The organism is Sphingomonas sp. BL2, from assembly GCF_056680015.1.
Map to the genome: position 1 here is coordinate 1,540,061 of NZ_CM155261.1, position 14,797 is coordinate 1,554,857.

At 65.8% G+C, this 14,797-nt stretch carries 11 protein-coding genes; 5 read left to right on the plus strand and 6 right to left on the minus strand.

All coding sequences use genetic code 11. The annotated features are described in order from the left end of the window. Window positions 1–126: 126 nt before the first annotated feature. From AC1ME3_RS07180 to purD, 4 genes are all read right to left on the minus strand, one after another. Window positions 127–1,230, minus strand: a complete 1,104-nt coding sequence (locus AC1ME3_RS07180; protein WP_480955786.1) for an MlaA family lipoprotein — start codon at window positions 1,228–1,230, stop codon at window positions 127–129. A 169-nt stretch (window positions 1,231–1,399) separates the two neighbouring features. Beyond that, on the minus strand, window positions 1,400–2,269 hold the full coding sequence (locus tag AC1ME3_RS07185) for a hypothetical protein (RefSeq protein ID WP_480955426.1): 870 nt from the start codon (window positions 2,267–2,269) through the stop codon (window positions 1,400–1,402). Between the two features lie 62 nt (window positions 2,270–2,331). Beyond that, a complete protein-coding gene (locus AC1ME3_RS07190; RefSeq protein WP_480955427.1) occupies window positions 2,332–4,092 on the minus strand; it encodes a vWA domain-containing protein in 1,761 nt (586 codons plus the stop codon). Between the two features lie 83 nt (window positions 4,093–4,175). Beyond that, window positions 4,176–5,441, minus strand: a complete 1,266-nt coding sequence (gene purD / locus AC1ME3_RS07195; RefSeq protein WP_480955428.1) for a phosphoribosylamine--glycine ligase — start codon at window positions 5,439–5,441, stop codon at window positions 4,176–4,178. Between purD and xseA the strand changes: the two genes are divergently transcribed. From xseA to AC1ME3_RS07215, 4 genes are all read left to right on the plus strand, one after another. Beyond that, a complete protein-coding gene (gene xseA / locus AC1ME3_RS07200; protein WP_480955429.1) occupies window positions 5,440–6,864 on the plus strand; it encodes an exodeoxyribonuclease VII large subunit in 1,425 nt (474 codons plus the stop codon). The genes purD and xseA overlap by 2 nt on opposite strands. Window positions 6,865–6,877: 13 nt before the next feature. Next, window positions 6,878–7,078 (plus strand): DUF2093 domain-containing protein, encoded by a 201-nt coding sequence (locus AC1ME3_RS07205; protein ID WP_055881745.1) that lies wholly within the window; start codon window positions 6,878–6,880, stop codon window positions 7,076–7,078. Beyond that, complete coding sequence (locus tag AC1ME3_RS07210; protein WP_480955430.1) at window positions 7,075–7,914, plus strand: M23 family metallopeptidase; 840 nt, start codon at window positions 7,075–7,077, stop codon at window positions 7,912–7,914. Before AC1ME3_RS07205 ends, AC1ME3_RS07210 begins: the two co-directional genes overlap by 4 nt. 276 nt (window positions 7,915–8,190) lie before the next feature. Continuing rightward, on the plus strand, window positions 8,191–11,271 hold the full coding sequence (locus tag AC1ME3_RS07215) for a TonB-dependent receptor domain-containing protein (protein WP_480955431.1): 3,081 nt from the start codon (window positions 8,191–8,193) through the stop codon (window positions 11,269–11,271). A 59-nt stretch (window positions 11,272–11,330) separates the two neighbouring features. Here AC1ME3_RS07215 and clpB read toward each other — a convergent pair whose 3' ends face one another. Further along, window positions 11,331–13,910, minus strand: coding sequence for an ATP-dependent chaperone ClpB (clpB, locus tag AC1ME3_RS07220; RefSeq protein ID WP_480955432.1), 2,580 nt, complete (start codon window positions 13,908–13,910; stop codon window positions 11,331–11,333). 181 nt (window positions 13,911–14,091) lie between these two features. Between clpB and AC1ME3_RS07225 the strand changes: the two genes are divergently transcribed. Then, window positions 14,092–14,505 carry an acyl-CoA thioesterase gene (locus AC1ME3_RS07225; RefSeq protein ID WP_107955557.1) on the plus strand — a complete coding sequence of 138 codons (414 nt, stop codon included), beginning with the start codon at window positions 14,092–14,094 and terminating at the stop codon, window positions 14,503–14,505. Between the two features lie 36 nt (window positions 14,506–14,541). On the opposite strand, the gene AC1ME3_RS07230 is transcribed toward AC1ME3_RS07225, so the two are convergent. After that, a complete protein-coding gene (locus tag AC1ME3_RS07230; protein ID WP_107963485.1) occupies window positions 14,542–14,700 on the minus strand; it encodes a DUF1674 domain-containing protein in 159 nt (52 codons plus the stop codon). Between the last annotated feature and the right edge of the window lie 97 nt (window positions 14,701–14,797).

Below are 14,797 nucleotides of genomic sequence, written 5' to 3' on the forward strand. Positions count from 1 at the left end.
GGGGTGCGAAACGCATGCTTCGATACGAGCCCTCGATACGCTTCTGCGAAGCTACTCGGTCTCTACTCAGCGCGAACGGAAAGGGCGGGGGGGAAGAAGAGGCCAGACCGTTCGGCTCCGTCCCTTTTACTGACCAGTTTCGGCCGCGGGCTTCGCATCAACCGCCGGCGTCGCGACCACCGGAGCCTCCATCGGCACCTCCGAAACCGGCTTAGCCCCAGGCTCCAAATCGCTCGGCACGAACGGCACCACGCTTGGCGGTGGCCCCGACATCCCCGCCGGATCGCCCTCGACCCGCCCGTGAAGATGGTCGATCTCGGCCTGCCGCCGATTGAGATAGAACGACCGCGTCGCCGCATACGGATCGGGCGAATTGTCGTGCAGGTCCTTCAGCGTCTGGTCGAACTCAGACCGGTGATCGAGCGCACCCAGGATGCCCGCCGGGATGGCGTACGCCGTGCTGGTGAACGGCTTGCCGATCGCGACCGGCAGGATCAGGCGATCGATCGCACCGCCGAGCAGATCGCGGATCGTCGTCGGTCCGACCAGCGGCAGGAACAGGAACGGGCCGTTCTTGACCCCGTAATAGCCGAGCGTGTTGGCGAACCCGTTCGACCGTCGCGGCAGGTGGAACGGCTTCTTCTTGGCGACGTCGAGCACGCCGGCCACGCCGATCGTCGTGTTGATCGCGAACCGCCCGACCGTCTCCGCCGCCTTGCCCGGCTTGAACTGGAGCAGGAAGTTCAGGAAGACGATCGGCTCGCGCAGATTGTAGAGGAAATTGTGGATGCCGCGTCGAATGGGGCTCGGCACGGTTTTCTTGTAGGTCCGCGCGACCGGACCGATCACCGCGTCGTCGACCTTCTGCGTCACCGCGAACGACTCGGCGTTGACTGCGCGCAGCGGATCGCCCGCGGTCTCCTTGCGGCCGGTCACGATGATGTCGTTCGGCGCCCGCTGGACGGGCGGAGTCCCCAGCGGAGCGGGACCGACCGGCGGAATGTCCTGCGTCGGCAGCCCCTGGGCGAAAATCTCGATCGCCGGAAGCGACGCGGCCAAGGCTAGCGGCGAAACCGCCATCGCCGCGACTGGCTCGAAGTCACCCGCGAGCGGCGACACTACTGCGCCGGGCAGCGACACGCTCGCACCGACGCCGGGCAACGCTATCGGCGCGACCGTCACGTGAACGGGGGCAGCCGTCAACAGCATTGCGCTCATCGTTACCAGCATGTGCACTCATCGCCCTGTTGTCGGCCGCTCTCCTACATCAAGATGCGACGCGCCTGACATGCCCGTCGGCGCGCGTGGAGCATAGAGCCAATCGTCATCCGCGCGTGCGGATCGAGGTTAACCGATCGCGCGACGCCCCGTCCCGATCCGTCGGGAGCGAAGGCGTAGCTCAGAGCTTGCCGAACACCGCTTCGAAGCCGGCCTTGTCGCCAGCCGCCAGCAATCGCGCCTGTTCGATCCAGCGATCGCGGCCCATCCGACCGGTGAAGTTGCCGAGCTGCGCGTCGATGCGCTGCGCCTCGCCGTCCGACAGCGCTGCCATCTGGCCGACCGTCGACACGCCCAGCGTGCCAAGCTGCGCCGCGACCTTCGGCCCGAGCCCTTTCAACTGCGTGACGGGCCCGTCCGCATAGGACTGCGCCGGTGTAATTGGAGCCTCTGCGGCCGGTGCTACAGGTGCGAGTTCGGCAGTTTCGGTCGCCGGACTCGCCCCCAAGGGCGCCGCAGCGGCGATCGGTTCGTCGGCCAGACGATCGGGCGTTTCCACCACGTCGTCGTCGCGCGAAATCGGCGCCTGTTCGGGGACGCCGCTTACGGGCGGTAAAGGCCGGGCCGATTCCGGCCGGGTGGGCTCAGACCTGGCGGGCTCAGACCGGGTGGGCTCAGACCGGGTGGGGTCAGACCGGGGCAGGGTAGGCTGGGGCGAAACGGCTGGCGGCGAAACGGCGGGCGGCGAAACGGCGGGCGGCGCAATGGGAACGGGCGCGCTTTGCGTCTGCGCCTGCGATTGCTCTGTCTTGCGCTCCTGAGTGGTCTTGGCCGAGACCGGCTCGGGCGGAACGCCGGCCTCCTCCGCGTTTGCGATCACGTCGTGCACGGCCTTGGTGCGGCTGCGCTTGGCCCGGATGCCCCAGATCAGACCGATCACGACGAGGATCGCGACGACTGCGATGATCGTGAAGTGGATCGCCGTCAGCGTGGCGATGCCGTCGGGCAGCAGGCTCAGGCCCGAGGCGGAGGTCGCGGAAGTTTCGTTCATTCCCATACCGTAGCGCCACCCGCGAAGGGCGGCGAGACCTAATCCGCTAGCACCGTCACCGTTCAGTCGTTCGACGATGCCGGACGATTGCCGTCACGCGCGGCCAGTTCGGTCAATTGCAGGAATTCCTGCCGCCAATAGCCGTCCGCATGGCTCGCCAGCGTGCGCATGTCGGCATAGCCGTAACGGCTCAGATACGGGTCGCCGCGCAGCTTTTGTCCGAACGCCGCCACCGCCGTCGCGAAGGCGAAGTCACCCGTCGGCGCGGCGGCACTGCGGACCAGGGATGCGGGGACCGGCCTAACGATCTCCCGCGAGGTCGTTCCGTCGGGTAGCTTGTAGCGCAGCTTGACCACCGCCAGTTCGGTACCGGCCGATGGTGCCGCCGCGGTCCGGTTCGCAGGATAGCGCCGCGCCGGCACCCAGCCCTTCGCCCCAACCGGCACGATCTCGTACAGGGCGGTCACCTGGTGGCCTGCGCCGATATCGCCGGCATCGACCGCGTCGTTGGTGAAGTCCTCTTCCTTCAGCGCGCGGTTTTCATAGCCGATCAAACGGTATTCGCTGGCCTGGGCGGGATTGAACTCGACTTGCACCTTCACGTCCTTGGCGATCGTGACGAGCGTCGCGGACAGTTCGTCCTCCAGCACCTTCTTCGCCTCCAGCGCGCTGTCGATATAGGCGTAGTTGCCGTTGCCGACGTCGGCGATCCGCTCCATCATCGCCTCGTTATAATTGCCCGTGCCGAACCCGAGCGTGGTCAGCGTGATGCCATCGTCGCGGTTTGTCTTGACCAGCGCCTCCAGCGCTTTCGTGTCGCTGATCCCGACGTTGAAATCGCCGTCGGTCGCCAGGAAGATCCGGTTGACGCCACCCTTGCGGAAATTCGCGCGCGCCGTTGCATAGGCGAGTGCGATGCCTTCGCCGCCCGCAGTCGAGCCGCCCGCGCTGAGGCAGTCGAGCGCCGCCTTGACGTACCCCTTGTTGGCGGTCGGTTCGAGGACGATGCCGCTGTTGCCCGCATAGACCACGATCGACACCCGGTCAGCCGGTTCGAGACGGTCGGCGAGGCCCATCAGCGCCGCTTTCACCAGCGGCAATTTGTCGGGCGAGTCCATCGACCCCGACACGTCGACCAGGAAAACGAGGTTCGCCGGCGGGCGCGTCGCCCCCGTCACGTCATACCCGCGCAGGCCGATCCGGAGCAGCCGCGTCTCCGCATTCCACGGCGTCCGCGCGACGTCGGTCGTCACGCTGAACGGTACCGCGCGGTCCGTCGGGCGGGGATAATCGTAGCGGAAATAGTTGATCATCTCCTCGGTCCGCACCGCGTCGGCGGGCGGCGTTTCCCCCTTCGTCAGGAAGCGGCGGACGTTGGCGTAGGACCCGGTATCGACATCGACCGAGAAGGTGGAGACGGGGTTCGTCGCGACCTGCTGCACCGCGGCCACCGCCCGGCCATCATAGCGCTCGGTGTTCTCGGGCGATCCGAAGGGCGCGGATCGCTGCATTGCGAAGCTCTGGGTGATCGGTGCCATGGGCGCACCGGGTGCAGCGGGCGCCATCATCGGTACTGGCGCGGGTGGCGGGGGAGGCGGCGGCGGTGGCGGTCCGGGGGGAGCGGGCGCGCCTCTCGATCCCGTGACGACGATGTTGCCGCCCGTTCGACCGGACCCGCGCGTCTCGGGATCGGTCACCCGGCATCGAACCGGGGAGTCATTGCCGACGGTAGATCGCCTGGCGATCGGAACGGGTGGCGGCGGCGCGGCCGACGTCAGGATCAGCGCTGCGATGGCAAGCGACGGTACGGACGATATGCGCATCGCAACCACTCTCCCGGATGATAGTCGAGGAGAGTGTCACGTCGCCCAATTCCGTTCAAGCGGCCCCGCTCAAGCCCTTTCGTTCAAGCCCCGCGCGCGATCTCGCGCCAGCCGATGTCGCGGCGGTAGAAGCCTTCCGCGAAATCGATCGCCTCGACCGCGCGATAGGCGTTGGACTGCGCGGTCGCGACGTCGTCGCCGGTCGCGGTCACGGCCAGTACGCGCCCGCCCGATGCGACCAGCCCGCCATCTTCCAGCCGCGTGCCTGCGTGGAACACAGTGCCGCCAGCAGCCCGCGCGGAGTCCAGTCCGACGATCGATCCGCCGGATTTGGGCGTCCCCGGATAGCCCTCCGCCGCCATAACCACTGTCAGCGCGGTTTCGTCGCTGAACTGCGCCGCAGGCATCTCGCCGAGCCGCCCCTCTGCGGTCGCCAGCATCGTCGCCAGCAGGTCACCCTGGAACCGCATCATTAGCACCTGCGTCTCGGGATCGCCGAACCGCGCGTTGTACTCGATCAGCTTCGGCCCCTGCGGCGTCAGCATCAGCCCGGCATACAGCACGCCCGAGAACGGCATGCCTTCCGACGCCATCGTAGCGACGGTCGGCGCGATGATCTCGTCGATCGCGCGCTTCTCCAGCGCGGGCGTCAGCACGAGCGCAGGGCTGTACGCGCCCATACCGCCGGTATTCGGACCGGTATCGCCCTCGCCGACGCGCTTGTGATCCTGCGCGGAGCCGAACGGCATCAGCGACACGCCGTCGGTCAGCACGAAGAGGCTCGCCTCCTCGCCTTCGAGGAACTCCTCGATCACCGCTTCGGCTTCCCCGTCGGCGAACAGCGCGTCGAGCGCGGCATCGGCCTCGGCCGCGCTGAACGCGATGACGACGCCCTTTCCTGCCGCGAGCCCGTCCGCCTTGATGACCACCGGCAGCGAGAAGGTGCGGACGAGGGCGATATCCGCCTCTTCGCGGCTCTTCACGCGGACATAGCCCGCAGTCGGGATGCCGGCACGCAGGCACAGGTCCTTGGTGAAGCCCTTCGACCCCTCCAACTGCGCCGCCGCCTTCGACGGCCCGAACACCGGAACGTCCGCAGCGCGCAGCGAGTCCGCCAGTCCGTCGACCAACGGCGCCTCGGGCCCGATCACGACCAGCCCGACTTCATGCTCGCGCACGAATGCGACGACGGCGGCGTGATCCGTCGCATCCAGCGGCACGAGCGTCGCAACGCGCGCGATCCCGGGGTTGCCCGGCGCGGCATACAGCGTATCGAGACCGCGAGATTGCACCAGCTTCCACGCGAGCGCATGTTCGCGCCCCCCCGAGCCCAGCAGCAGGACGTTCATGCCCGATCCCTTTTCCGATGACTTGTCCAGCGATATGGGGCGGCTGGTAGCCGAGCAAGTCCCCGGCGACAACGCACTCGCCATGTCGGTCGGCGAACTCGCGTTCAAGCTGAAGCGGATGGTAGAGGGCGAGTTCGGCCATGTCCGCCTGCGCGGCGAGATCTCGGGCTGGAAACGCGTCGCCTCCGGGCATTGCTACATGTCGTTGAAAGACGACCAGGCGGTGATCGATGGCGTCATCTGGAAGGGCAATGCGTCGAGCCTCGCCTTCGTGCCGCAGGACGGCATCGAGGTCATCGCCACCGGCAAGCTCACCACCTATCCCGGCCGCTCGAAATACCAGATCGTCATCGAGCGGATGGAGCTGGCCGGCGCCGGCGCGCTGATGGCGCTGCTCGAGAAGCTCAAGGCGAAGCTCGCCGGCGAGGGGCTGTTCGACGGCACGCGGAAGAAGCGTCTGCCGTTCATGCCGAAGGTGATCGGCGTCGTCACCTCGGGCACCGGCGCCGTGATCCGCGACATCCTCCACCGCTTGGAGGATCGCTGCCCGACGCACGTCATCGTCTGGCCGGTGAAGGTGCAGGGCGAGGGTTCCGCCGCCGAGATCGCCGCCGCCGTCCGCGGGTTCGACGCGCTCGTCCCCGGCGGCCCGGTGCCACGCCCCGACCTCGTCATCGTCGCGCGCGGCGGCGGCTCGGTCGAGGATCTGTGGTCATTCAACGAGGAGGTCGTCGTCCGCGCGGTCGCCGCCTGCACGATCCCGATCATCTCCGCCGTCGGCCACGAGACCGACACGACCCTGTGCGACTTCGCCGCCGACCTGCGCGCGCCGACGCCGACCGCCGCCGCCGAGATCGCCGTGCCCGTGCTCGCCGACCTGCGGCTGACGATCGACAGCCACCGCAACCGCACCGAGCGTTGCGCGCGGCGGCATGTCGAGCGCGGTCGCGAGCGGCTCGATGCGCTGGCGCGGTTGCTACCGAAGCGCGACCAGTTGCTTGGACCGCAACGCCAGCGCGCCGACGACTTTGGCCAACGGCTCGACCGCGGCCTCGAACGTCGCCTGACCCTCGCGCGCGGCAGTCTCGATCGCTCGGGCGCAGCGCTTCGTCCCGCTACGCTCGAACGCAAACTCGAAGCGAAACGCGCGCAGCTCGATGCGACGTGGCGTCTGGTCCAGTCGCTCAACCCCGACGCGATCCTCGACCGCGGCTATGCGCGGGTCACCGCCCGCCCCGGCGGGGAGACGCTCGCCTCGGCCACATCCGCGCGCGACGCGGGCACGCTGACCCTTCACTTCCGCGACGGCGTGGTGGACGCGGTGACGGACACTGGCCTTGAGCGCCCCGCCGCCAAAACCTATGCTGCCCCCAAGGCAAAGCCCGCGCCCGACGCGCCGCCACGCCAGCCCACCTTGCTATAAAAGAAGACCCGCAATGCTGATGTCCAACTCCGACCGCGCCGCGCGGCTGCACTATATGGCGAACGGTTTCCGCGTGCTCAGCCCCGGCGACCACGTCGCCTGCGCCGCGACCGGCCACCGCATCGCGCTCGAAGACCTGCGCTACTGGAGCGTCGCGCGCCAGGAAGCCTACGCCACCGCCGCCGCCGCCAGCGAAGCGATGGCGCCACGATGATGCGGGCGGCGGCGCTCGCCCTGCTGGCTGCATCCAGTGCCGCCGCCCAGCAAGCACCGCCCTCGAATACTGCGTCCCAGTCCGCCTTCCACTGGACCGGCACGCTCAGCCAGGGCGGGCTGATCCTCGGCACCGCCCCTGCCGGTACGCGCGCGCTCACGCTGAACGGCAAGCCGATCGCGCTCTCCCCCGACGGCCGCTTCATCGCCGGTTTCGACCGCGACGCGGGCCCGCAAGCGACGCTGGCGGCCACGCTTGCCGACGGCCGCAGTGTCACGCAAAGCCTCACGATCGCGCCGCGCGCATGGCGGATCGAGCGGCTGAACACGCTCCCCAAATTCCCCGCGCCAGACCCGGTCTTCGCCAAGCTCCGCCCGCCCGAACTCGCGCAGATCGTCGCCGCCCGTGCGCGCACTACCGACGCGCAAGGCTGGCGGCAGTCCTTCGCATGGCCCGCCACCGGTCGCATCTCCGGCCTGTTCGGATCGCAACGCGTCTACAAAGGCGAACCCGGCAGCTATCATTCAGGCACCGACATCGCCATCCCGACCGGCACGATCGTAACCGCCCCCGCCGACGGCGTCGTGATCCTCGCCGCAGACCACCCCTTCACACTGGAGGGCAACCTGCTGATGCTCGACCACGGCATGGGCCTGAACAGCGCGTTCCTCCATCTGTCGCGGATCGACGTGAAGCCCGGCGAACACGTAACCAAGGGCCAGCCGATCGGCGCCTCCGGCATGACCGGCCGCGCCACCGGCCCCCACCTCCACTGGGCGCTACGCTGGAACGACGCCAAGCTCGACCCGATTCTGGCGGCCGAGGCAATGCGGTAAGACCGTCAGCTCATTATCGTGCGCGCTTATGAGGATGGGGGTAATAATCTGGCGATCGAGGCCGTTGGTTTACCAGTCATGTGTCATTTCTAACACTAGCGGAAAACAAACTGCACTAGGCGGAAACGGGCACCTTTACAGTTTCAAGACAGGGCTTCACTCTTGGTTCATATTCCGTGCAACCGCCGAAATCGGCACTCGGAGTTTTAGTGGTTCTCGCAGCGGATCGTCAGGGCGGCTGTCGAGAACTGAACAAGGGGAAGCCACGTGGTTACAATGTCTCGTTTCACCTCCAAGGCGCTTTTGCTCGCCGCAGCGGCACCGTTCGTCTTCGCAATATCCGCACCAGCGATGGCGCAGGTCGCAGCCGCTCCCGCGGCGTCGCCGAGCGACAGCCAGGCTGTTCCTCAGGATCCCGCCGGTAGCGAGACCGCAACCGCGGTTCAGAGCACGCGGACGGCGCCCGAGCAGGCCGCAGCAGCTGATAACGGTCAGGATATTGTCGTCACCGGTACGTTGTTCCGCGGTACCGACACTACCGCATCGCCGGTCACCACCATCACGGCTCAAAATCTGGACCAGCGCGGTATCAGCACCATCCAGGAAGGCATTCAGCGTCTTTCGGCGAACAACGGTCCGGCACTGACGAACAGCTTTACTGCAAATGGCGCATTCGCATCGGGTGCATCGGCAGTGTCGCTGCGCGGTTTGTCGACCAACTCGACGCTGGTGCTGTTCGACGGCCTGCGCGCAGCCTATTATCCGCTCGCTGATGACGGCACGCGCGCGTTCGTCGATCTCAACACCATTCCTGACGACATCGTCGATCGTATCGACACGGTGCTCGATGGCGCGTCGTCGACTTACGGTGCGGACGCGATCGCAGGCGTGGTGAACATCATCACGAAGAAGTCGTTCAAGGGTGTTTCGGGTCGTGCCGAAGGTGGCATCTCGGAGCGCGGCGACGCATCGCAGTATCGCCTGTCGATGACCGCCGGCGTCGGTGATCTGAGTGAAAACGGCTACAATGCCTATGTCAGCGGCTTCTACTATCGGCAGGATGAGCTGTTCAATCGCGACCGCAAATATCCGTACAATACCAGCGATTTCCGCGGTGTATCGCAGGACGGGATCCAGGGCGTAAACGGCACCATCAACGGTGTTCAGGCGGACGGTGGGCTCAACGGGTTCAACTTCGGCACTCCGCTTGTCGTGCGTCCGCGCGACGCCACGACCGGTGCGGCGATCCCGGGCGTCAGCAGCCAGTACCAGTATCTCAACGGCTGCACGAACGGGTCGACCCCCTACAATCTGACCGCAGCCGATCGGGCAAACGCCGTCAATGCCGCCGCGCCAAACACCGTTTGCCAGGAAGATCTGGTCAACCGCTACGGCGTCATCAACCCCTTCATCCAGCGGTACGGTGCCTCCGCCCGTGTCACTGCAAAGTTCGGCAATGACGGCGAGGCGTACGCTGCGTTCAATTTCGTGCAGACCGACACGGCGGTCGATGGCGCACCCATCGCAATCCGTAACAACGCACCGGCGCCGTTCTACTTCCCGCGCTACAGCACGGCGTCGAACGTCGCTGCGTACGGCAACAACACGATCCTGCAGCTTCCGGTTTATGTCTGTGCTTCGGGCGTCAACTGCGCAGCGGCGGCGGATCGCCGCCTGAACCCCAACAACCCGTACGCCGCACAGGGCTTCACGGCAGCACTCGGTGGGCGCATTCCCAACCTGCCGACGCATGACGAGACCCGGACCCGTGGATATCGCGCCGCGATCGGGGCAAAGGGCACGCTGACCGGCGATTGGCAGTACAACATCAGCGCGACCGCGATGCACATCGATCTTCGTCGCAAGAGCGATGGGTATCCTTACATCCAGAACCTGCTGAACGCGATCAACACGGGCAGCTATAACTTCCGCGATCCCGCGGCAAACAGCGCTGCGACGTTGGCACTCATCGCACCGACCGCAATCGGTAACTCCACGTCAGATTTGGACGAGTTCGATGCCAGCGTGACCGGCAAGCTCTTCGATCTTCCCGGCGGTCCGCTCCAACTGGCTGTCGGCGGCGCGGTTCGTTACGAAGCCGTCGATTCGCCGAGCATCAACTCGGACCTCAACGGCCCCACGCAGCGCTATTTCACGCTGAACGGGTTCGCACTGAAAGGTAGCCGGACGGTATTCTCGGCATATGGCGAGTTGAACGCACCGATCATCGATCAGATTACGCTCAGTGCCAGCGGTCGTTACGATCGGTACCCCAACGGTATCGACAACTTCTCGCCGAAGGCTGGTATCGTGTTCAAGCCGATCCGCCAGTTGACCCTGCGTGGTACATATTCGCGCGGGTTCCGTATCCCCAGCTTCGGCGAGTCGAGTGCGACGTTCCCGACTACGGGCTACGTCAACGCGACGAAAGGTATCTACAACGACGCTTTCCTGCGTCAGTACGGGTGCTCGGCTGCAACGTACACGACCTGCCCATCCTACCTGACCGGGGCCACCTATGGCGCAACGTCGCTCTCCAACCCGGAACTGAAGCCGGAGAAGTCGCGCAGCTTCACCGGTGGTGCGATCCTGGAGCCTATCCGTGGTGTTACGCTGAAGGCGGGCTACTACAACATCAAGAAGACGAACGTCATCACGACCGCCAACAACGCGCCAGCGATCCTGGCTTACTATAGCGGTCAGACGGTTCCCGCAGGCTATAACATCATCCCCGATGCCGTAGACGTGAACAACCCGAACGCGTTGCCGCGTATCGCGTTCGTCCAGTCGGGCTTCATCAATGCCAACACGCTCAAGACGTCGGGTATCGATTTCGGTGCGGACGTGCAGTTCCCGATCGGGCAGCACGTCAAGTTCAGCACCAACGCCCAGGCGACGTACATCCTCAAGCTTGAAACCGAATTCCCGGACGGGTCGGTCGAGCGCTACGATGGTACGCTGGGTAACTTCAACCTGACGGCTGGTTCGGGTACGCCGAAGTGGCGCGGTACGCTGACGTCGACGATCGACATCGACGATACTTTCCTGCTCAGCGGCACGGCCAACTATTTCGACGGGTATGATCTGTCGGCTACCGATCAGGGTAACGGGTATAAGGATTGCGGTCTGAACGATGGTTCGCTGCCATGCCACACCAGCGATTACGTGACGGTGGATCTGACCGCACAGGTCAAGATCAACGATGCCTTCACCTTCTACTTCACGGCGCAGAACATCCTCGACGATTTCCCGCCCATCGACACCGTCACCTACGGTGCGAACGCCTACAATCCCGTCCAGGGCGGCGAGGGCATCCTGGGTCGTTACTTCAAGGCTGGTGTGAAGGTCGGCTTCTAAAACGCCTGTCACGCCAAGGCACTCTGGGCCGCTCCACATCGGAGCGGCCCTTTTTTTTGTCAGGCGACCCGAAGCACCAGCTTGCCGTCACCCTCATCGACCTTGACGGTCGAGCCGTCCCTTACTTCTCCACGCAGGATCATGTCGGCGAGCGGGTCCTGCAGATAGCGCTGGACCGCACGCTTCAATGGCCGCGCGCCGTACACCGGGTCGTACCCCACACGACCGAGCCACGCGCGCGCGGCATCCGTCAGGTCGAGGACGATCTTGCGGTCGGCAAGCAGCTTGTCGACGCGTGATACCTGGATGTCGACGATCGGCGCCATGTGCGACTGGCCCAGACGGTGGAACAGGATCACCTCGTCGAGCCGGTTGAGGAACTCCGGCCGGAAATGCGACCGGACGATCTCCATCACCTGCGGCTCGACCGACGACACGTCGTCGCCCTCCGCCATGTTCGCCAGATACTGGCTGCCGAGGTTCGACGTCAGGATGATCAGCGTGTTGCTGAAATCCACCGTGCGCCCCTGGCCATCGGTCAGCCGCCCGTCGTCGAGCACCTGCAACAGCACGTTGAACACGTCGCCATGCGCCTTCTCGACCTCGTCGAACAGGATCACCTGGTACGGACGCCTGCGCACCGCCTCGGTCAGCACGCCGCCCTCCTCGTATCCGACATAGCCTGGAGGCGCACCGATCAGCCGCGCGACCGCGTGCTTCTCCATGAACTCGCTCATGTCGATGCGGACCATCGCCGACGGATCGTCGAACAGGAATTCGGCGAGCGCCTTGGTCAGCTCGGTCTTGCCGACACCGGTCGGTCCAAGAAACAGGAACGAACCCAAAGGCCGGTTCGGATCCTGCAATCCCGCACGCGCACGGCGGACCGCGGTCGAGACCGCCTTAACCGCGTGGGCCTGACCGATCACGCGCTTGCCGATCGTCGCTTCCATGGCCAGCAGCTTGTCGCGTTCGCCCTGCAGCATCCGCTCGACCGGAATGCCGGTCCAGCGGCTGACGACGCCTGCGATGTCGTCCGCGGTGACTTCCTCGCGCAGCATCGCGCCTTTGGTCGCCCCCGCCGCCTCGTCGAGCTGGCGCTGCAACCCCGGAATCGTCCCGTAGGAAAGCTCGCCCGCCTTGGCGAGATCGCCCGACCGCTGCGCCTGCTCCAGTTCGAGCCGCGCGGCATCGAGCTGTTCCTTTACCCGCGCCTCGGCGTTGATCTTGTCCTTCTCGCCCTTCCAGCGCGTCGTCAGCTCGGCGGATTGCTCCTCCAGATTGACGAGTTCGCCCTCCAGCGTGTCGAGCCGGTCGACCGACGCGTCGTCGGTCTCGCGCTTCAACGCCTCGCGTTCGATCTTGAGCTGGATGATCCGCCGGTCGAGATTCTCGATCGCCTCGGGCTTCGATTCCACCTCCATGCGGATGCGGCTCGCGGCTTCGTCCATCAGATCAATGGCTTTGTCGGGCAGGAAGCGATCGGTGATGTAGCGGTTCGACAGCGTCGACGCGGCGACGATCGCGCCGTCGGTGATCCGCACGCCGTGATGGAGCTCGTACTTCTCCTTCAGCCCGCGCAGGATCGAGATCGTGTCCTCGACGGTCGGTTCGCCGACCATCACCGGCTGGAACCGTCGCTGCAACGCCGGGTCCTTCTCGACATATTTGCGGTATTCGTCGAGCGTGGTCGCGCCGACGCAGTGGAGCTCACCGCGCGCGAGGGCGGGTTTCAGCAGATTGCCCGCGTCCATCGCGCCCTCGGATTTACCCGCGCCGATCAGCTGGTGCATCTCGTCGATGAACAGGATGATGTCGCCCTCGGCAGCCTTCACCTCGTCGAGCACGCCCTTCAGCCGCTCCTCGAACTCGCCGCGATATTTGGCACCCGCGATTAGCGAGCCGAGATCGAGCGACATCAGCCGCCGGTCCTTCAGCGTATCGGGCACGTCGCCATTGGCGATCCGCAGGGCGAGCCCCTCGGCGATCGCGGTCTTGCCGACGCCGGGCTCGCCGATCAGCGCGGGGTTGTTCTTGGTCCGGCGCGCGAGGATCTGGATGGTGCGACGGATCTCCTCGTCGCGGCCGATGACGGGGTCGAGCTTGCCGTCGCGCGCCGCCTGGGTGAGGTCGCGCGCGAACTTCTTCAGCGCGTCATAGCGGTCCTCGGCGCCCGCGGTGTCGGCGGTGCGGCCTTGACGCAAGCCGTTGATCGCGGTGTTCAGCCCCTCCGGCGTCACGCCGCCGGCCTTCAACGCCTTGCCTACCGCGGTGTTGAGCGACAGCGCGAGCGCGATCAGCAGACGCTCGACGGTGACGAAACTGTCGCCCGCCTTGTTCGCGATCTGCTCGGCCTGATCGAGCACACGCACCGCGTCGTTGTCGATCCCCGGCGTGGTCTGTGCGCCGGAGCCCGACACGACCGGAATCTTCGCGAGCGCCAGGTCGGTCTCCGATGTTGCACGCTTGGCGTCGCCGCCGGCCGCCTTGATGAGCCCGGCAGCCATGCCCTGCTCGTCTTCCAGCAGCGCCTTCAACAGGTGCTCGGGCGCGATGCGCTGGTGGTTCATGCGGATCGCGACGGTCTGCGCGGATTGCAGGAAGCCCTTCGCGCGGTCGGTGAATTTGTCGATGTTCATGACGAATTCCTGTGGGAGTGTTTCGGTGTTGGCCGAAAGATGGTGTTGTATTTGGGCAACACAAGAGGCGCGCGCAGGTCGGATGCTAGGGCCCGCGCGAGGCATCCGGAATAGCGTTTATTGTCGGTATCGAAGCGCCGCCGTCATCGCTATGTTCAGGTTCGCATGCTATATGCAGCGCGTGTCCACAGCGCTTCCCCATACCTACGCCATCGGCATCGAGCCGGCCGACATCGACTTCATGGGTCACGTCAACAACGCGAACTATCTGAAGTGGGTACAGGCCGCAGTGATCGACCATTGGCAGCGCTTGGCGCCCGCCGAGGCGGTGGCGGGGCACCTCTGGGTCGCGCTGAAGCACGAGATCACGTACCGCAAACCGGCGTTCCTCGACGACGACGTCATCGCGACGGTGTTGCTCGAGAAGGTCCAGGGCGCGCGCGCATTCTACGAGACGATCATCAAGCGCGGCGAAGACGTGTTGGCCGAGGTGAAGTCGAGCTGGTGCTGCCTCGATGCCGAGACGCTGCGCCCGTCGCGGCTGGCGAACAGCGTCGTCGAGCATTTCTTCCCGAAGACTGACCTTAAGGACTGACGGTCCCTAAGCGAATAGGCCTCGGGCGATCGGTCCTCAGAAGTCGATCGCCATGCCCTTCAGCTCCCAATCGCCATAGCGCGTCGGATCGCGCGGCTCGGGATCCTTGTCGGGCACGATCGCCTCGGGTTTCGGCACCGGCGTATTCTTCGCCAGATACTCGGGTGGCTTCACATGGTCGGGGCGCTGGCCCATCGCGGCTCTCCGGATTTGCGTGTTGGCGTCGTAACCGCCACATGGGCCCTGTCGCGCCGCTTTGCCACAAGCCGCGCGCCAAACCGAACGCGAAGGA

Bases quoted from the DNA above. Each gene is read 5' to 3' on its own strand.
- AC1ME3_RS07180 (WP_480955786.1), bottom strand. From the start codon at position 1,230: ATGCTGGTAACGATGAGCGCAATGCTGTTGACGGCTGCCCCCGTTCAC.
- AC1ME3_RS07185 (WP_480955426.1), bottom strand. From the start codon at position 2,269: ATGAACGAAACTTCCGCGACCTCCGCCTCGGGCCTGAGCCTGCTGCCC.
- AC1ME3_RS07190 (WP_480955427.1), bottom strand. From the start codon at position 4,092: ATGCGCATATCGTCCGTACCGTCGCTTGCCATCGCAGCGCTGATCCTG.
- xseA (WP_480955429.1), top strand. From the start codon at position 5,440: ATGCCCGATCCCTTTTCCGATGACTTGTCCAGCGATATGGGGCGGCTG.
- purD (WP_480955428.1), bottom strand. From the start codon at position 5,441: ATGAACGTCCTGCTGCTGGGCTCGGGGGGGCGCGAACATGCGCTCGCG.
- AC1ME3_RS07205 (WP_055881745.1), top strand. From the start codon at position 6,878: ATGCTGATGTCCAACTCCGACCGCGCCGCGCGGCTGCACTATATGGCG.
- AC1ME3_RS07210 (WP_480955430.1), top strand. From the start codon at position 7,075: ATGATGCGGGCGGCGGCGCTCGCCCTGCTGGCTGCATCCAGTGCCGCC.
- AC1ME3_RS07215 (WP_480955431.1), top strand. From the start codon at position 8,191: ATGTCTCGTTTCACCTCCAAGGCGCTTTTGCTCGCCGCAGCGGCACCG.
- clpB (WP_480955432.1), bottom strand. From the start codon at position 13,910: ATGAACATCGACAAATTCACCGACCGCGCGAAGGGCTTCCTGCAATCC.
- AC1ME3_RS07230 (WP_107963485.1), bottom strand. From the start codon at position 14,700: ATGGGCCAGCGCCCCGACCATGTGAAGCCACCCGAGTATCTGGCGAAG.